8 protein-coding genes are annotated in these 19,558 nt (G+C 53.3%); 3 read left to right on the forward strand and 5 right to left on the reverse strand.

Annotated elements, in window-relative coordinates; all coding sequences use genetic code 11:
- Positions 1-7: 7 nt before the first annotated feature.
- The 4 genes from EG028_RS01175 to EG028_RS01190 are packed head-to-tail and all read right to left on the reverse strand — an operon-like array spanning position 8 to position 7,440.
- Entirely contained in the window at positions 8-1,243 is a 1,236-nt protein-coding gene (locus EG028_RS01175; protein ID WP_120514211.1) for a glycoside hydrolase family protein, read from the reverse strand.
- 8 nt (positions 1,244-1,251) lie between these two features.
- Positions 1,252-2,172 carry a DUF5017 domain-containing protein gene (locus EG028_RS01180; RefSeq protein ID WP_120514212.1) on the reverse strand — a complete coding sequence of 307 codons (921 nt, stop codon included), beginning with the start codon at positions 2,170-2,172 and terminating at the stop codon, positions 1,252-1,254.
- A gap of 32 nt (positions 2,173-2,204) precedes the next feature.
- A complete protein-coding gene (locus EG028_RS01185; protein ID WP_120514213.1) occupies positions 2,205-4,307 on the reverse strand; it encodes a RagB/SusD family nutrient uptake outer membrane protein in 2,103 nt (700 codons plus the stop codon).
- A 10-nt stretch (positions 4,308-4,317) separates the two neighbouring features.
- Entirely contained in the window at positions 4,318-7,440 is a 3,123-nt protein-coding gene (locus EG028_RS01190) for a SusC/RagA family TonB-linked outer membrane protein (RefSeq protein WP_120514600.1), read from the reverse strand.
- A 282-nt stretch (positions 7,441-7,722) separates the two neighbouring features.
- Here EG028_RS01190 and EG028_RS01195 point away from each other — a divergent pair, with 282 nt between their 5' ends.
- Both EG028_RS01195 and EG028_RS01200 read left to right on the forward strand, forming a co-directional pair.
- Positions 7,723-11,730, forward strand: a complete 4,008-nt coding sequence (locus EG028_RS01195; protein WP_120514214.1) for a hybrid sensor histidine kinase/response regulator transcription factor — start codon at positions 7,723-7,725, stop codon at positions 11,728-11,730.
- Positions 11,731-11,845: 115 nt separating this feature from the next.
- Positions 11,846-14,743, forward strand: coding sequence for a polysaccharide lyase family 8 super-sandwich domain-containing protein (locus tag EG028_RS01200; RefSeq protein ID WP_120514215.1), 2,898 nt, complete (start codon positions 11,846-11,848; stop codon positions 14,741-14,743).
- Positions 14,744-15,046: 303 nt separating this feature from the next.
- Here the strand turns inward: EG028_RS01200 and EG028_RS01205 are convergent, their stop codons facing one another.
- The gene (locus EG028_RS01205) at positions 15,047-16,060 is read right to left on the reverse strand and encodes a LacI family DNA-binding transcriptional regulator (protein ID WP_120514216.1); all 1,014 of its coding nucleotides are present in this window, start codon (positions 16,058-16,060) and stop codon (positions 15,047-15,049) included.
- 331 nt (positions 16,061-16,391) lie between these two features.
- Between EG028_RS01205 and EG028_RS01210 the strand changes: the two genes are divergently transcribed.
- Positions 16,392-19,541 (forward strand): SusC/RagA family TonB-linked outer membrane protein, encoded by a 3,150-nt coding sequence (locus tag EG028_RS01210; RefSeq protein WP_120514217.1) that lies wholly within the window; start codon positions 16,392-16,394, stop codon positions 19,539-19,541.
- The last annotated feature ends 17 nt before the right edge of the window (positions 19,542-19,558 follow it).

Raw genomic sequence — 19,558 nt, forward strand, 5'->3', positions numbered from 1 at the left:
TTACGAGCTATTTTAAGGAACTTTCATACCGTTGCAGTGCCTCGATAAAATAATAATCGGCGTACACCAGCGGCACATCTATCTCGGTATTGTGCGGAATGCTACCCACACTGTGCATCAGCACAAAGTTGCCGTTCCCGCCTTCAGGAGCGCGGTAAGCACTGCCGCCGAGCGTGTGCAGCATTTTAATCGCCGCATCGCGGTATTTGCCTGCTTTGTCTCCCGCATAATTGCTCAGCTCAAACAAAGCTGAAGCAGTGATTGAAGCAGCGGAAGCGTCCCGGTATCTGGTGTTTACTTTATTGGCGTTGGACAGCTTGCCGGGCGTATATCCCGCTTCCTGCAGGTTAAAATCCCAGTAAGGTACTTTATCCTCCGGCAGGTTTTTGTGGTCCAGGTAAAAGTCCGCCATGCCCATTGCCGTTTTCAGGAAACGGGGGTCTTTGGTTTCGCGGTACACCATGGTAAAACCATAGATGCCCCAGGCCTGGCCGCGCGCCCAGGTGGAATTGTCCGCATATCCCTGGGCCGTTTCCCGGCCTTCCACCTTGCCGGTGAGGGTATCGTAACATACGACGTGGTAAGAGCTGAAATCCGGGCGGATCTGGTTTTTCATCGCGGTTTCCGCATGTGTTACGGCTACGTGACGGAAAGATGTATCGCCGGTTTCGCGGGAAGCGAAGAAAAGCAGTTCCAGGTTCATCATGTTGTCGATGATCACGGGGTAATAATAATTCTTATTGCCATGCCATGATTTAAACACGTTCCACGACTTGATGCTGCCGGTGGTTTTGCTGAAGCGCGTGCTAAGGGAGCGCGCCGCCTGCACCAGGATGTCGCGGTAGGTTTTGTTGCCCGTGAGGCGGTAAGCGTTTCCGTAGCTGCAGTATACCATAAAACCAAGATCATGGTGTTTGGTAAAGTCTTTCAGCGGCTCCAGCTTTTCCGTCCATGTGGCGGCCTGCAGGCGGAGCTGCGGGTCTTTGGTCTGTTCCCAGGCATACCAGAGGCTGCCGGGGAAAAAACCGGGCGTCCAGTCGTACATATTGGTGGTGACCAGCTGCCCCGTTTTGCTGGTGGTGCGCGGGAAAGCCAGCGGATCGCGGGAATCCGTTTCTTTGAGCATGTATTTCAGCTGTGTTTTGGCAAAAGACAGGTTGTCTTTGATAAAGTCTTCCTCTCCCCTGTTGACAGTAAATGCAAGAAGGCTAACGGTTGCAATGAGATAAATAAATGGTTTCATGAGTTTGTTTATGGTATCACTTTAATGATTAATTCCCTTATTACGCTTTTTTCTTCATCCAAAGTGTGGTTAAACGCCACGAAAGTGGCTTTGTACACGCCTGGTGAATTGTACCTGTAATCATAACCGGTTTTGTCCGGCTCGTTGATGCTTTTGATACCTGTGCTCACATCCGGCGATACCCTGCCCACGTACAACGGCCGGCTGATGATCCAGCTGGTATTGGTAGGCGCGGTGCCGGTACCGCCTGTGATCTTCAGATCGCCCGCGGTGGCCGTCCATCTTGCAGTGGCGGGGCTCCACACGTTGCCGTAACGCGTCCAGAAGCTGGCATCTGTGGTGAGGCTGCTCACGTTGTAGGTCTGGTCGGGGAAAACGTTGTTCACCAAATAGTTCGTTATGGTCCAGGTGCGCTGGGTACTGCCGGTTACGCCGCTGTACCTGAAGGCGATGAACAGTGAATCTTCGGCGTTCGCCACCTGGTCTGTAAGGTCGATGGTGCCGGAATTCACCACCGTGGCGCTGGTGGCCAGGGCGGCCCTGGAAGTGATCTCCGTCCATGGGGCGTTTACCACGGTGGCGGAGTCGAGGCCGGTGAGTTTGTTCGTGACGAATACCTTCAGGGTATTGGTCTGTGTACCCCACTCCGCTTTGGAGGCGAAAGATAATGTGAGCTGGCCCAACCTGTGGGATACCACCCTGTTGTCATATCTTTTCCCGATCTCGCCAGAATAAAACGCGATGTTGCCCGCGCTGCCGGTGAATTGAAAACGTGTGGTATCGCCCATGCGGTAAGTGAATGTATCTGCCACGAGATTGGCGGCATTCAGGCTCACCTGAAAATCCGGCCTGTCCACTTCCATGTTTTTGGTGCAGGAAACCGCCGTAACAACCAGGCCTGCGAGTATGATAAAAAATGAACGTTTCATCTGTTAATAGTTGAATGTTTTAAGATCATGAATTACCAGCCCTGGTTCTGCACAAGCGCGCGGTTCAGGTTCAGTTCATAGGTAGGTTTGGGCAGCAGTACGTGCCGGGGTAAAATGTTCTGCACACCCTGCAGGCCGTTCGGGTTGCCGGTGGCGGTCACGCCAGCGCCATTGGAGGCGGCCCAGGCGGCGAATGTCTGCATGTCCTGGTAAAAATTCCCCCAGCGGATAAGGTCCGCTTTGCGCAACGCTTCAAAACACAATTCACGCATCCTTTCATCACGGATCACCAGCTGGAAATCTTCCCTGCTCAGGCCGGTGGGCAATTCTGCTTCCGTACCGTTTGTGATGGTGGCGGTGGCGGTAGCAGGGGTACCCGCAAAGGTGAACACTGCACCGGTCACTTCAGGGCTGGATGCGCCGGAAGTGTGCGTGGGTGCCGTATTCGTGGCGGTGCCCGCAGTGGTTACCGTGTAGAGGTTCCCGGCATTGGTAACCTGTGCGTTGGCCGCGTAGGTGGCGCCGGGCGTCCAGGCGGTGCCTATTACCACCACCGGGGCGGAAGTAAAATAAGAACCGGGCGCCAGCGTGCCGGGATTGCTCAGGTATATGCCCGTTACTTTACCGCCGGTGATCACCGCCGTGGCTGTAGCGCCGCTGCCGCCGCCACCCGAAATGGTAACCGCGGGCGCAACAGTGTAACCGGCGCCCTGGCTGGTCACAGTCAGGGATTTAACCACATTCCCGTTCATGATCCCGTAACCTCTCCTGCGCACCCTGTTCACGTCTTCGTATGCATTACCGGGGCCGTGCAGGTGATTTTCCGCTTCCGCGCGCATCAGCAGCACGTCCGCATAACGGATCACGGGCCAGTTGATATTGTAGGTGCCGCCAACGCCGTTTGTATTGCGGATCTCGGCGGGGCAGTATTCTCTCCTGATCTTACCGCAACTCATCTGCCAGACGTTGTTGCGGGCTGTTCTCCCACGCGGCGTGCCGCCGTAGATGAAGTTCGCGCAGTTCCAGTCGCGGCGGATGTCCAGCGAGGATTTTAACGGCGTAGCGGTGCTGTTCGGATCCACTTCATAAGCGTTGTACAGTTTCTGGGTCACGGACACCCAGCTGGCTGAGCCGTAAGAGGTAGGATCGGCGGCAGTTACGCCGGAGGTGATACCTACAAAATTGCCGATATCATTTCCGCCTTTGTTCACAACACCCGCGGCTGCGCCCAGTGAGCCCAGTTCCCAGATGTTCTCTTTTACATCGTATTTATCCTGGCAAAGGTTGATGAAGATCTGTTTGTAATCAGGGTTCAGCGCGTGCAGGCCCGATTGCTCCACTTTATTTGCATAAGCGATCACCTGCTCGTATTTGCTTTCGTCTTTCTGCGGGTAACCGGCCCAGTAGAGATACACTCTCGCCAGCATGGCCTGCACGGCGGTGAGCGTCACCACATCATTGTAACCGGTCTTTGTTAAGGTGAAATCTTTCAGCAGCACTTCCGCTTCTTTCATGTCTTTTTCAATCTGCTCGTACACCTGCTTCTGCGGAGTAGCGGCCAGGGTCACTTCGCTGATGCTCAGCGGCGTCAGCACCAGCGGTACATCGCCGTAATTGCTGGTGAGTATAAAATAAAGGAACCCACGCAGGAAAAGCGCCTGGCCTTTGATGATATCTCTTTTGGCTTCATCCATTTCGGGTTTACCGATATTCTCCAGCAGCGAATTGATGTTGTTGATGCCGAGATAAGAAAAACGCCAGATACCGCCCACGTACACCAGCGATGCATCATAGTTGTAGCGCAACCCTCTCGCATCGCCGTCCGCCGCGCGGTTGCTCATGGACTCATCTGTGGTGGACACAAAGTTGAAGTGCATCACCTGCCCGTACAGTTCGGACCGCATCAGGTCCCCGTAAATGCCGGTAAGCGCCTGGTTCAGCTGGGCTTCGGTGGTATAATAGTTGTCCGGTGAATAAAAATCACTCGGTTTTGTATCGAGGAAATTTTTGCAGGAAGTCAGCCCCGCTATCGCCATGCCTGCAATGATACACATGCGTTTTATCCGTCCAAAATATCGGATGGAACCTCGCTGTATATTTTCCTGTATGTTAAGTTTTATGATGCTCGGTTTCATGTGTCGGAATTTAGAAGGTTACGTTTAAGCCCAGTACATAAGAGAGGGAATGCGGATACACGGCGTAGTCAAAACCGGGTGTCAGGTTACCGTTCCTGCCGCTCACCTCCGGGTCTTTGCCGGAGTAGTTCGTCCAGGTGTAGAGGTTCTGCGCGGATGCGTACACCCTGAAGTTCCTGATCTTAGCACGGCGAAGCAGCTCTCCCGGAATGTTATATCCCAGGGATACGGTTCTCAGTTTCAGGTAAGAACCGTCTTCCACCACGCGGGAAGAATATGCCGCATTGCCCATACCGCCTGCGCGGAAGAGGGTGTTGCTGGGGTTCTCCGGCGTCCAGCGGTCTGCGTAGGTTGCAAACTGGTTCAGGTTCGGGTTGTTTACGATACCGCCTTCAAAAACGTAACGGTTGGCATTGATGATGTCGTTTCCGTAAGACCATTGCAGCAGCACGTTCAGCTCAAAGTTCCCATATTGGAAGTTGTTGCTGAAGCCGCCGGTATGTTTGGGCAGGCCGCTGCCGATGATGGTATAATCCTGGTTGTTCACCTGCAGGTCGCCGTTCAGGTCTTTGTATTTAATATCTCCCGGGCGGATGGCATTCCTGGCGGAACCATTCGTGGTGATCTCCGGCTTCAGCAGGTAAGTGCCGTTCGGCATCTGGTCGAAGTCGGAATACTGGTATATCCCGTCGAACACCAGGCCGTACATTTCACCCAGCGGGCGGCCAATTGCGGAAATGTAGGGGAACAGGCCGGAATACGTGGTGTTAAAGAAAGTGCCGGAGCCGGAAAGGATAGATGCCTGCCCTTCGGCCAGTGCGAGTATCTTGTTTTTATTAAAACTGATGTTGAAGTTGCTGCTCCAGTTGAATTTTTTGTTGGCAACGATAACGCCGTTCAAGGAAAACTCCAGCCCTTTGTTCTCCAGCTTGCCCACGTTCTTAAAACCGGTGGAGGTTTCGATACCGTGCATGTATGGCAGCGCGGCTTCCAATAGCAGATCCGTGGTAGTGCGTTTGTAAGCGTCTACTGTCAGCGAGAGGCGGTCTTTAAAAAAGGAAAGGTCCAGCCCGATATTGGTTTGTTCGTTTGTTTCCCAGCGAAGGTTTTCATTACCGGATGACGTGATCACCGAACCGATAGCCAGCGGCTTGCCGCCCTGTGAATACCAATACTGGTTGCTCGTAAGCTGCAATTGCGGGAGGTAGGCGAAATCGCGCACCCGGTTGTTTCCCGAAGCGCCGTAACCCAGGCGGATCTTGGCATCGGATACAAAGGCGAGCCCTTCCATGAAATTCTCACCGCTAAAGCGCCAGGCTACGGAAGCAGAAGGGAAATATCCCCATTTATTGCCGGCGGCGAATTTGGAAGAACCGTCCGCGCGGATTGACGCCGTCAGGTAGTATTTGGATTTATAGTCGTAATTCACACGCCCAAGGAATGAGGCCATCGTCCATTCGGAGGCGTAAGAGCTCAGGGAGACATTGGCTGGTGACGCAAGATCTATCGCATCCAGCCCCAGTTCTTCGTTCGGGATCTGCGTGGCGCTCTGGCGGCGGAAGGAAGTTTTGGCGCCCTGCGCTTCGAATACGCCCAGCAGGTTTAAATTATGATCTTTGTTAAATGTCTTGCGGTAATTCAGCGAATTAGAACTGCTCCAGATAGCGCTGGGCGCAAAGGAAATAAGCCCGTTCACCCCGCTGGCGCTCCATTTACTGCCGCTCTGCGTCCGCGAGTTGTTGAAAACATTCGTTTCGACATTATTATAATTGATACCGCCCGTCACCCGCAGGGTCAGCTCTTTGGAGAAAGCATACTCTGCATATGCGTTTGCGATGAGTGTATTGGTTTTGTTTTTGGTAACCTGGTTCTGGATATTCTGTAAAGGATTCACCCGGTAGTCCTGGTTGTTCGCCAGTTCATTCGTGGGATCATAAAATTCATCCAGCAGGTTCACGCCGCTGTCCCGGCCGGAAATACTGGTGGTGGGGCGCGCTCCCCATACGGAATACAAAGTGGTGGCGGACGCGTAGAAGTTCGTGGCGCTCACCGGGATGCCGAATGCTTCGTTGTAGGCATAGTTTGCATTGATGCCCACTTTCAGTTTGTCGTTCACCGTCTGGTCAAGGGTGAGCCGGGACTGGTAACGTTTAAAACCGCCGTTGATGATAATGCCTTTCTGGTCGATGTAGTTGCCGGAAAGGGAATAGCGGGTTTTATCATTACCACCTCTTACCGCCAGGTCGTGGTTCATCGTCTGGCCGGTCTGGTAAATATAATCCTGCATGTCCAGCCCTTCCACGTTGCGGTAATCGTTCAGGGTAACACCTTTGGCGAGGTACACGGAATCGCGGATGCCGGGGTTGATGTCGCCCACGTAACGTACAAATTCATAGGGGCTCATCAGTTCCACCTTTTCCGGTATTTTCTGCCAGCCGTAATAGGAATTGAGCGTTACCTGCGGCGGGCCGGTCTTGCCCTTTTTGGTGGTGATGAGGATAACGCCGTTGGAGCCCCTGGCGCCATAGATGGCGGTGGCGGAAGCGTCTTTCAGCACGTCGATGGACTCGATGTCCGCCGGGCTGATGGCATTCGCGTTGGAGCTTTCCGTGGGAAACCCGTCGATTACGAACAGCGGTGAGTTGTCCTGCGTGATGGAGCCCGCGCCCCGTATTACGATATTCGCCACAGAGCCTGGCTGCCCGTCGTTGCTGGCTACGGCCACACCGGCCACACGGCCGGCCAGGGCTTCGTCGAACGACTTTACAGGCGCCTTTTCAAAGTCCTTCATGTTCACGCTGCCCACAGCGCCGGTAATATCCTTTCTTTTCTGGGTAGCATACCCTACCACTACCACATCGTTCAGCGTACCGGCCTTTTCAGCCAGTTTGATGTTGTAGTCCGTGGCGGTGCCCACTACCTGCTCCACCCGCTCGAAGCCGATGTATGTAAATATAAGGACGCCCCCCTGCGGAACAGAGATGGTAAATTTGCCGGTTGGATCTGTGGCGGCGCCTGTTTTGTCCCCTTTGACGGTAACGGAAACCCCTGGCAACGGCTCGCCGTTGTTATCCCGAACGGTGCCGGTGATGGTCTTTTTCTGGGCAAAAAGAAGAACAGGAAAGAGTAGCATCAAGATAGTCCCCGGGAATATCTTTAAGGCATAACGGGAAAGTTCTACGTGTTTCAAAAAGCGCATAGCACGAATTTTGGTGGAATTTGGTTGAATTAAAACATCACATGATCGCAAATATGTGGTTCCGGGGTAAGAACGAGGGGGGAGAATCGTAAAGGAATGGGGTGAATATCCTAAACCCGTTTTAATTATTTGATTATCAAGTCAATGAAAAAAAGATAATCTGAAAATTCCTCCCCTGGTTGCGGGTTTAATTTATCCAAGTGCTTATATTTAGGTATGATTTTCAGGCGGGGGGTGTACTTATACCTGTTAATTTTACTGGCATTTACTTCAACCAAAGGACAGAACATCGCATTTAACCACCTGACGGTGGAAAACGGCCTGTCCCATAATTCCGTGCTCGCTATTGCGCAGGACGCGAGGGGTTTTATGTGGTATGGCACCCGTTACGGGCTCAACCGGTACGACGGGCAGCGGTTCAGGATCTACCAGTACCGTGCGGGAGACAGCACCAGTCTTTCGGAAAATCTTATCCTCGATATTTATTCAGATTCCAGGAAAACGCTTTGGGTAGGCACGGCCGTGGGTCTCTGCCGGTACGATCCCGAAAAGGACATCTTTCAAAGGATCGTGCTCACGCCCGGCCGCCAGGAAAACATCAATTCCATATTCGAAGACCGTAAAGGCCGGCTGTGGGTAGGCGCCAGCAGCGGGCTCTACCTGCAAACGGACTCCCTGTACCATTTCCGCAAATTCACAGCAGGCAAAGGGCAGCTGGCGGGATATAACGTGCGCAGCATCCGCCAGGATAAAAGAGGCGACATCTGGGCAGGTACGAACAACGGCCTGAATCGCCTCCGCGAAACCGGCGGGCAGTTCCGTATCGAAACCTTCCGGCACGAAGAAGGGAACGCGGGCAGCCTGGGCATGAACTACATCACCTCCCTGGCGGAGGACCAGGACGGCCATATCTGGATGGGCACGCAATACGCCGGGATAGACATCTACGACCCGGTAAAAAATACCTTCACCCATATCACGCAGCCCGTCGCGGCGCACAACTTCGTGCGCAGCATCATACGCGACAAAGCAGGCAAAATGTGGGCGGGCACGCAGGAGGGCCTCAATGTGATAGATCCCGTGACTATGAAAGTTGCCACCTACCGCTACGATCCCGGCAATAAAAACAGTCTCTCGCAAAATTCCATTCACTCGCTTTTCGAGGACAACAACGGCTCCGTATGGATGGGCACTTATTTTGGCGGCGTGAACATGGTCCATTCCTACAGCACCGCATTCAGCACCTGGCAAAACAGTACCCTGCAGCCCGGCATCAGCAACGATGTGGTAAGCTGCATCCTGGAAGACGCCCGGCAGAACCTCTGGATCAGCACGGAAGGCGGCGGCCTTAATTATTATAACCGGCAGACCGGCGCCTATACCTATTATAAACATTCCCCCGGCAACGCGGGCACTATCGGCTCCAATCTCGTCAAGATCGTGTACGAGGACAAAGACCTTAACATCTGGGCGGGCACGCACGGCGGCGGGCTGAACGTGATGGAAAAAGGAAAGGGGCCGTTTAAAAGATACTTTTACAACCAGCAGGACCCCAACCCTTTCCCCAGGGAGATCACGTTCCTGATGGAAGATAACGAAGACCGTTTCTGGATAGGTTCAAACACCGGGCTGCACATTATGCGCCGCAGGGGCACCGGGCTGATACCGTACGATGATTCTTCGCTTACCGGCACTACCGCGGGCGTTTCTGTCCGGTATCTATTCCAGGATTCGCGCGGCAGGTACTGGGTGGGCGCTACCAAAGGGCTTTTTATGAGCACGGGCGGGCCAATGAAAGAGATACGCTCCGATTATATCAATGCCATACAGGAAGACTCACGCGGCAATATCTGGGTGAGCCTTTATTACGGAGGGCTGGTTCAATACAGCCCCGACCTGCAGAAACAAACGCTTTATAGCGAAAAGGACGGGCTGCCGCACAACAACGTCATGGGCCTGCTGGAAGACGAACATCACCAGCTCTGGATCAGCACCGGCAACGGGCTCGTAAAGTTCGACCCGGAGAAAAAGACCTTCCAGACCTATACCACCAGCGATGGTATTGCGGGCAACAGTTTTAACTACAACGCTTTCCTGAAAGACAGCCGGGGCGAATTATACTTTGGCGGTTTCAACGGCATCACCAGTTTTTTCCCGGACAAGATCGCCGCCAATACCTACTCCGCTCCCATCCTTTTCACCGGCCTGCGGTTGTTCAACAACCCGGTGGGCATTCATGAAAAAAACGGTTTGCTGAAAGAAGAGATCGGGTATACGCGCAAACTTAGTTTCCGGCACGACCAGGAAGTATTCACCCTGGAATTCGCCCTGCTTAATTACATCAAAAGCAGCAAAAACCGCTACGCATACAAGCTGGAAGGCGCCGACCGCGACTGGGTGGAAACCGGCAACCCTTCCGTGACATATACCAACCTCTCTTCCGGCAGCTACACCCTTTGGGTGAAAGGCGCGAACAACGACGGCGTATGGAGCACTCCCGTGTGGATAGACATTACCATCCTGCCGCCTTTCTGGCGCACCTGGTGGGCTTATTGCCTGTATGCGGCGCTGTTGGCCTTCCTGTTTTTCCTCGTCACCCGTTATTTCTTTATGCGGGCTTTGCTCACCAAAGAAGAAGACCTGCACCAGGTGAAACTCAACTTTTTCACCCACGTATCCCACGAAATACGCACCCACCTTACCCTGCTGATGGCGCCGGTGGAAAAGATGATCCATACCCTGAAGCGGGACGATCCCATGCAGCAGCAACTTTATACCGTGCGCAACAATGCGGACAGGCTGCTGAAGCTCGTCAGCGAACTGATGGACTTCCGCAAGGCGGAGACCAATCACCTGAAGCTGCATGTGTCTGAACAAGACCTGATCCCTTTCCTGGAGAACATTTACGCGAGTTTCGGGGAACTTTCGCAGAGCAGGCATATCAAAACTTCGTTCAGTCACGACATGCAGCAGGCGCCCGTTTATTTTGACAGGGAACAACTGGATAAAGTATTTTTCAACCTGCTGAGCAACGCATTTAAATTCACGCCCGAAGGCGGCCGGATCAGCCTGCACGTGGCGCAGCATAAAAATACTTTCGTGATCACCGTCACGGACAATGGCCGCGGCATTGCACCGGAGTACCTGGATAAACTGTTTACCAATTTCTTCCAGGTGGCGGACCATGGATTTCAAAACACGGGGTATGGCATCGGGCTGGCCCTGTCCAGGAATATCGTGGAGCTGCACAAAGGCACGCTGACGGTGGAAAGCGAGCCGCCCGCGGCGGGGAAAGAAGGACGGACATGTTTTACCGTCACCTTGCAGCAGGGCAGCAAACACTTTGCGGGCACGCAGCATGTGATCGGGAAATATGATATACCGGATGCGGCGGCGGTTCCTGTTGTCGGGGAAGAAGAACTGCCAGCACTTTCACTGCCGGAAGAGAGCCGGCCGGTGACGATCCAGATAGTGGAAGATAACCCCGAGCTGCGCGAGCTGGTACGCCAGACCTTCAGCGGCCAATACCAGGTGCTGGAAAGCGAAAATGGCGCCGAAGGCCTGGAGCTGGCCACCGCACAGATCCCTGACCTCGTGATCAGCGACGTGATGATGCCGGAAATGGACGGCCTGCGTTTCTGTTATCTGCTCAAAACGGATGAGCGCACCAGCCATATCCCCGTCATACTGCTCACCGCCAAAAGTTCGCAGGAAGACCATGTGAGCGGGCTGGAAACCGGTGCGGACCTTTATCTCACCAAACCATTCAGCACCCGCGTGCTGGAGCTGAATGTACGCAACCTGCTGGCTTCCAGGGAAAAAATGCGGCAGAAATACAGCACGCAGCTGCAGGCAGAAGAAACAACGGACGTTACCGCCCATCTGCCTAATCCGCTGGACAATACCTTCCTGGAAAAACTGTCCCAGCTGGTGGACGAACATATGGACGACCCGGAATTCGGGGTGGACATGCTGGCGCGGAAAGTGGCCATGAGCCAGCCGGTGTTGTACAAAAAACTGAAGGCGGTGACCAATATGTCCGTGAATGACTTTGTGAAATCCCTCCGTCTTAAAAAAGCGGCCGAGCTGATCCGGAAAAAACAGCATACGGTATACGAAGTGGCGTATATGGTCGGGTACAACGACCGGAAATACTTTAGCCGGGAATTCAAAAAACAGTTCGGCAAGACCCCTACAGAGTACGCGGGAGAGCCTGAATTATAAATTTCCCCCCTTTTAGTTATAAAATTCACCCCCTTCCCTCAGGGCGTTCGTTAGATTTGTTTTGTGCGGGAGACAATTATCATTTTCCACGTAATTCCACCAAAATCAAACGTCTATGAAACGCTCACTGCTGCTCATTACATTTTTCTGTACCTGTTATCTTGCCTCCGTGGCCCAAACGGATTACACCCTGGTGATGGACCGCATCCGCGCGGAACAACTGGCCGCGGCCGGGAACATCACCACCCTTGACAACAATGTGACCAGTACGCTGGCCACCCTTCAAACAAACGGCTCCTGGCCGGACATCAGTTATGCCTACAGCTCCACCACCTACACGGCGGATACCCACATCAACCGGGTGAAGAGTTTTGTGCTGGCATATTCCTACACCAGCAGCACCCACTATCACAGCGCCACCCTTTTTGACGCCATCACGCGCGCGCTGCAATACTGGGACACGGCCGATCCCCAAAGCTGGAACTGGTATCACAACCAGATATCCAACCCGCAGCGGCTGGGCGAGATACTGATCGTACTGTACACCGCACCGCTCTCCCTGCCCACCACCCTACGGGACAACCTGCTGGCGCAGATGAACCGGGGCAACCCCGCCGCGCAGACCGGCGCGAACAAACTGGATATCGCGCTTCATTTTATTTACCGGGCCTGTCTTACCGCAAACGCCACCCTCATGAACACCGGCGTCACCGAGGCATTTCAGCCCATCGTGCTCACCACCGGGGAAGGCATACAGCCGGACCTGAGTTACCAGCAGCATGGCCCGCAATTGTACCTCTATGGCTACGGCTCCGTGTTCGTAGACGGTGAAGTGAAGGCCGCCACTTACCTGAACGGCACCGCCTGGGCTTTGTCCGGCACCAAACTGGCGCTTTTCAGCGATTTCGTACGCAACGCCTATCTGAAGGTCATGCGCGCCCGGTACATCGACTTCAGCGTAAACGGCCGCAGCATCAGCCGGAACAATAACTTGGCGCAGGGAAGCACCGCGACCCTCACCAAATTAAAAGCGCTGGACCCCGCGAACCTGGCGGAATACGATGCGCAGATCGCCCGGAACAACGGCAGCCAGCCGCCCTCTTACATGGTAACGCCGCTGCATACACATTTCTGGCATTCGGACTATACCGTACATCACCGCCCGGGGTATTTCTTCGGCCTGCGAAATGTATCGCCCCGCACTACGAAATCCGAGAATGGCAACGGCGAGAACCTGAAGGGTTATTATCTCTCCGAAGGCGCAACCAACATCACGGTGAGCGGCATGGAATATCACAATATCTTCCCTGTATGGGACTGGAGCCGGATACCCGGCACCACCGTGCCTTTTATCACCAGCTTCCCGCTTCGTACAGCCTGGGGCGTTAATTTCGGCACGGCCGCCTTTTCCGGCGGCGTGTCCGACTCGCTGTACGGTGCAACGGCGCTCGCGTTTAACGACTACAATACACAGGCCCGCAAATCCTGGTTCTTTTTCGATAATGAAATCGTTTGTTTAGGCGCGGACGTGAAGTCCACCGCCGCACAGGCCATCAATACCACGGTGAACCAATGCCTGCAAAACGGCACGGTGACGGTATTTGCCAACGGTGCGCAAAGCACTGCCGGCACGGGCTCCTTCAATTATAACAATACGCTGAAATGGGTATCGCACAACGGCATCGGTTATTATTTCCCGTCCGGCGGGAACATACAGCTGAGCAACCAGGCGCAGTCCGGTACCTGGCAGAGCATAAACACAGGCGGCACCACGGCCACACAGACGATGAACGTATTTAAACTCTGGATCGACCACGGTACGGCGCCAACCAACGGCAGCTATGCCTATTACATATTGCCGGGGCAGAATATGGCCACCTACGACACCACGCAGGTGCGTATTCAATCCAATACAGCGGACGTGCAGGCGGTGCGTCATATGGGGCTGAACATCCGGCAGATCGTATTTTACAAAGCCGGCACGTTCACCAAAGATTCCGTTACCATAACCGTGGACAGGGCCTGCGCCGTTATGCTGAAAAATGTGGGAAGCACGAATGTAACCGTGTCTGTCGCGGACCCCGCGCAATCTTCCAGCCCGGTGAATGTATACCTTGACCTGCCGAACATCCCGCAGACCAGGCATCTCACCGCCAACCTGCCTTCGGGCAACCTGGCGGGCTCATCGGTGGCGTATACGGTCAACCTTTCCACACCGGTGTATGAGCCGCCCACAGCCATCCCCGCCATTGCGGACGCATTTGTCCGGAACGGTACTTATGCCACGACCAATTACGGCACCGCCACTTCACTTGTAATCAAAAAAGATGCGGCGGGATATGCGCGCGAGACCTTTTTTAAGTTCGATGTATCGGGGCTGCCTTCCGGCGCGGACCAGGTGAAAATGCGCCTGTATGTGAACTATGCGAACACCGGTATCGCTGCCGTGCCCTGGATTGCCCAGTACGTAAGCAACGACAGCTGGACGGAAACCGGCATCAACTGGAATAACATGCCCATCGTGACGTCCAATATTGATACCGCAACGGGCATGGCCGCGGGGAATTATGTAGAATGGGATGTGACCGGTGTTGCGCTGGCGCAGCAATCGGCAGACGGGATACTGTCTGTGAAAGTAGTGTCCAATGCCACCGGCAGCACCACGGACGCGTCTTTCAGCTCAAAAGAGACCGGCACAGCCAGCCTGCGGCCTTCGCTGGTATATACCGCCGGTTCTTTGTTATTCTCCAAATTGCAGCCTGTAATGCAGGAATCACCGGCATCCGGCACGAAGATATTCCCGGTGCCCGCCGGTACATTTGTAAGGGTACAAACGGACCAGGTATACGATAAAGCAGAACTGCACGATGTTTCCGGGCGTGTACTGAAAGTGGAAAAACTGGAAGGGAAGCAGCAATTTGAGATCAATTTGCAACAGGTGCCGCCGGGGGTGTATATGTTGCAACTGAGCGGGCCGAAAGGAAAAGAATTGAGGAAAGTGGTGAAGATGTAACGATATCAGAAAATGCCCGCCAGCAGGTGGGCATTTTTGTTTAGAAACATGCACATTTTGAACACATTTACACTTTTACTATATCTCCACAGTCACTACCACAGGCCGCCTTACATAGACGCTGATATTAAGTTAACCTAAAGTATCCATGTAGGGTAGCTTTAGGAAAGATATAGGATAGATAAAGGATTGACGGAGTTGAGGCGGAGATGAGGCGGACTTGATCCGGGTTTAAAAAACATTAGTCACTCCGAAACCCTTTACTGTATTGGTTTCCCGGGAGGGCGTTTTTAAAATGCAGGTTTAACTGGATTTCCTGATGATCAGTTCCGTTTTCAGTACCCTGATGATCGCTTTCCAATCCCCCACTTCCCGGTTGATCTGGTCTATCAGCAACTGCGCGGCAGCCTGGCCGATCTCTTTCACGGGTTGCGCCACGGTGGTAAGCGCGGGATCTATCAGGCCGGACACAAAATCGTTGCTGAAACCCACCACCGCAATATCCTCCGGCACCCTCAGCCCCCGTTTTTTGATCACCTGTATCGTTTCAATAGCAGTCGGATCGTTGACCGCGAAAATGGCATCCGGGGGATTCTCCATGTTCAGCAGGTGGTTCACATATATCTTCACCTTATCGATATTCAGGTCGTAGGAGATCACCAGGTCTTCGTCAAACGCTACGTTATGTTTCCGGAGCGCGGCTTTATAACCGTTCAGTCTTTTTTCGCTGATCTTGAGCGAATACGGCCCCGCCAGGTGCGCGATCCTTTTCCGGCCTCGTTCTATCAGGTGGCTGACCGCCCGGAAAGATCCGTCGTAATCGTCCACGATCACTTTCGGCACGTCCATCTCATCGCATACACGGTTAAAAAAAACGATGGGAATACCCTTCCGCTGGAATATCTTCAGGTGGTCGAAATTCTTTGTTTCTTTGGTGATAGACACGAGAATGCCATCCACCTGGTTTGCCAACATTACACGGGTGTTCGCCACTTCGGTTTCGTAGGTTTCGTCCGACTGGCAGATCACCGTGGAATACCCTGCTTTGCTGGCCACTTCCTGCGCGCCGATGATCGCTTTGGGAAAATATGAGCTGTGAAACTCCGGCACGATAATGCCGATGGTATTCGTTTTTTTGGTGATAAGGCTAATGGCCAGCATGTTCCGCTGGTAATCCAGCTTTTCCGCCAGTTCCAGCACTGCCTGCCGGGTGTCCGGCTTCACGCTTTTGTGGCCTGTGAGCGCCCTGGATACCGTGGATTTGGATAGGTTCAGCTCTTTTGCAATATCAATGATGGTTACCTGGTGCCGTTTCATCCGTTAATAATTGATGTTAAAGGTCAGATGCAACCTCGCAAACATTTCCTGTTCAAGAAAACGCTTATGCCCGGTTTCATACCGCTAAGGAACGAATTATTTCCAAATATGGGAACATTCCCGCAAATTGGGAATGTTCCCAATTTAACTTGCATCATTTTTTTGTACGGGGAATTGTTGTTAGTTACAATCTTTGGTTGTCACTTAAATCCACACGTATGAAAAAACTGTTGCTTACCACGGGCATACCGGCGCCTGTTTATACCACGTTGCATCCATTCCCCCTCCTCTTCACAAGATGTTTAGTTCATTCTAAAAACAAGCTGGTTATATGAATGTCAGGATCTTTATTACATTATTGCTGTGGATAGCCGCCTGCGGGACGGGCTTTGCACAGACGCCGGCCACTACAGCCGGCCCCACCAGGACAATTACGGGAAAGATCACAGACATGACGGGCGAGCCTCTCCCCGGCGTTACCGTGCTGCTCAAAGGCGGCAAGACGCAGGCCATGACCAATGAATCCGGCCTGTATTCCATCCGCATCCCGGCCACGGCGGATGCCGTGCTTTTATTTTCCTTTGTGGGCTTCCATACCAAAGAAGTGAAACCAGGCGCCACGGCCACCGTGTACAATACCAGCCTCGAACCTTCGGTGAAGGGGCTGAATGATGTAGTGGTGATCGGGTACGGTACGGTGAAACGGAAAGATGTTACCGGATCGGTGGGAGAAGTGAAAGTGGGAGACATGCAAAAAGCGCCGGTACCGAGCTTTGACCAGGCGCTGGCGGGCAGGGTGGCCGGCGTGCAGGTGAGCGCGGTGGACGGTCAGCCCGGCGCGGCTATGCAGATCGTGATCAGGGGCAACAACTCCGTTACCCAGGACAACTCCCCGCTGTACGTGATAGACGGATTCCCGGTGGAATCCCCGGACAATAACGTGATCAATCCCGTGGAGATCGAATCCTTTGAAGTGCTGAAAGACGCTTCCGCCACAGCCATTTACGGCGCCCGCGGTGCAAACGGCGTGATCATCATCACTACCAAAAAAGGAAAGCTGGGATTGCCTGTTGTATCTTACCAGACGTGGATGGGCACGCAGAAGATTCCCAGGCAGCAGGAAATGATGGAGCCTTACGAGTTCGTGAAGTACCAGCTGGAGGTAAATCCTGCACTGTACACGCCTGTATACCTGAAAGACGGCAAAACGCTGGAAGACTACCGGAATGTGAAAGGCATCAACTGGCAGGACCTGACGATCCGCAAAGCCTTTATGCAAAGCCATAACCTGGCGCTGCGCGGCGGCACGGACAAAACAAAATATTCCTTGTCCGGTTCAATGCTTTCGCAGGACGGGATCATTATCAACAGCGGGTTCAACCGTTACCAGGGCAGGCTGGCGCTGGACCAGACCGTTACGGATAAGTTAAAAGCGGGCGTCAACCTCAACTATACATTCACCAAAACGTACGGCACTTACGCCAATGCCACGACGGCCGGCAATACTTCCAGCCTGATGTACAGCATATGGGGCTACCGCCCGGTTACAGGAGATCCCGCCCTGGACGAGGTGATCATCGACGAGCCTTTCGATCCCGCGGTAGACCCGGGGAACGAAAACCGCATCAACCCTGTGATCTCCAACAAAAACGAATACAACCCGCGTTTTGGCAATACGCTTATCGCCAATGCATACGTGGAATACAAACCAATAAAATATCTTACCCTGCGCGTGACCGGCGGCCTTACCAAAATAGCCATACGGCAGGAGATCTTCAACAATTCCAATACCCGCCTCGGCAATTCAAGGAGCAGCGTGCTGGGCGTGAACGGTTCGGTGGATAATATAGAAACGACCAACCTGCTGAATGAAAACACGCTTACCTACGCCCGCACATTCAATAAAAAACACAGCCTCAATGTAGTGGGAGGCGCTACTTTGCAGGAATTATCCCTATACCGCTACGGCTTTACCGCCAGCCAGGTGCCGAACGAATCGCTGGGCATGAGCGGGCTGGACGAGGGTATCATCAACACCGCCCCTACCGTGAAATCCACGAACAAACTGATGTCATTCCTGGGACGTGTGAACTATAGTTATGATTCCAGGTACCTTTTCACCGTTTCATTCCGTACGGACGGATCATCCAAATTCGCGGACGCCCACAGATGGGCTTATTTCCCATCCGGTGCAGTGGCATGGCGGCTGGTGGAAGAATCTTTCATGAAAGATATCTCCTGGCTGTCCGACGCGAAAATACGCGCGGGATACGGGCTCACGGGAAACAACCGGGTGGGTGACTTTGCTTACCTATCCTCCCTTCAGCAATTCCCGCATTCCGGTTATGTGTTTGGCAACAATGTGACACCGGGCATCATTTCCAGCAACCTGGGCAACGATGAGCTGAAATGGGAAACCACCGCGCAGACGGACATAGGGATCGATCTCGGCTTCTTCAAAAACCGGATCATGCTTACCGCCGACTATTACAAAAAAAATACGAAAGACCTGCTGCTGTTTGCCACACTGGCGCCTTCCACCGGTTACCTCAGCGGGTACCGCAATGTAGGCCGTGTGTCCAACGAAGGTTTCGAGCTTACGCTTAATACGGTCAACGTACAAACAAAAAAATTCAACTGGAGCAGCAATTTTAATATCTCCTTTAACCGCAACAAAGTATTGCAGTTGAACGAAGGAGAGCCCAGTTACGCCTCCCGCATTACCTGGGGTAATTTCAACAACGCATATCCGTATATTGCCATTCCCGGCAACCCGATCGCTATGCTCTACGGCCACCTGTTCGACGGTATTTACCAGTTCAGCGATTTCAACAAGATGCCCACCGGCGCCTATGTACTGAAGGATCATATACCGAACAACGGCTCGCCGCGCGCGAACATCAAACCCGGAGACGTTAAATACAAGGATATCAACCAGGACGGGCTGGTGGACAATACGGATCTTACCATCATCGGTAATCCCAATCCCATTCACACCGGCGGTTTCTCCAATAATTTCACCTATGCCAATTTTGACCTGAACGTATTTTTCCAGTGGAGCTATGGCAATGACCTGCTGAATGTGAACCGTATCGTGTTCGAAAACGGCGAGGCGAGGAGTTACCTGAACATGTTCAAATCCTACGAAAAACGCTGGACGCCGGACAATCCGAGTAATGAACTGTACCGCGTAGGCGGTCAGGGCCCGCTGGTATACTCTTCCCGTGTGATAGAAGACGGCAGTTACCTGCGCCTGAAAACCGTTGCGCTCGGCTACACCGTACCGGCGCCAATCTTAAAAAGAGCGCATATCCAAACGCTCCGTGTGTATGCATCGGCGCAGAACCTGCTGACCTGGACGAATTACAAAGGGCTTGATCCAGAAGTGTCTACAAGGCCTTCGGCGCTTACGCCCGGCTTCGACTGGTCCGCCTATCCGAAAGCCAGAACGATCACTCTCGGACTGGACCTTACTTTTTAATTTTAAATACGTGCAAA

The organism is Chitinophaga barathri (genome assembly GCF_003807585.1).
GTDB classification, from domain to species: Bacteria; Bacteroidota; Bacteroidia; order Chitinophagales; family Chitinophagaceae; genus Chitinophaga; species Chitinophaga barathri.

Bases quoted from the DNA above. Each gene is read 5' to 3' on its own strand.
- EG028_RS01175 (WP_120514211.1), bottom strand. From the start codon at position 1,243: ATGAAACCATTTATTTATCTCATTGCAACCGTTAGCCTTCTTGCATTT.
- EG028_RS01210 (WP_120514217.1), top strand. From the start codon at position 16,392: ATGAATGTCAGGATCTTTATTACATTATTGCTGTGGATAGCCGCCTGC.
- EG028_RS01185 (WP_120514213.1), bottom strand. From the start codon at position 4,307: ATGAAACCGAGCATCATAAAACTTAACATACAGGAAAATATACAGCGA.
- EG028_RS01205 (WP_120514216.1), bottom strand. From the start codon at position 16,060: ATGAAACGGCACCAGGTAACCATCATTGATATTGCAAAAGAGCTGAAC.
- EG028_RS01200 (WP_120514215.1), top strand. From the start codon at position 11,846: ATGAAACGCTCACTGCTGCTCATTACATTTTTCTGTACCTGTTATCTT.
- EG028_RS01195 (WP_120514214.1), top strand. From the start codon at position 7,723: ATGATTTTCAGGCGGGGGGTGTACTTATACCTGTTAATTTTACTGGCA.
- EG028_RS01190 (WP_120514600.1), bottom strand. From the start codon at position 7,440: ATGCTACTCTTTCCTGTTCTTCTTTTTGCCCAGAAAAAGACCATCACC.
- EG028_RS01180 (WP_120514212.1), bottom strand. From the start codon at position 2,172: ATGAAACGTTCATTTTTTATCATACTCGCAGGCCTGGTTGTTACGGCG.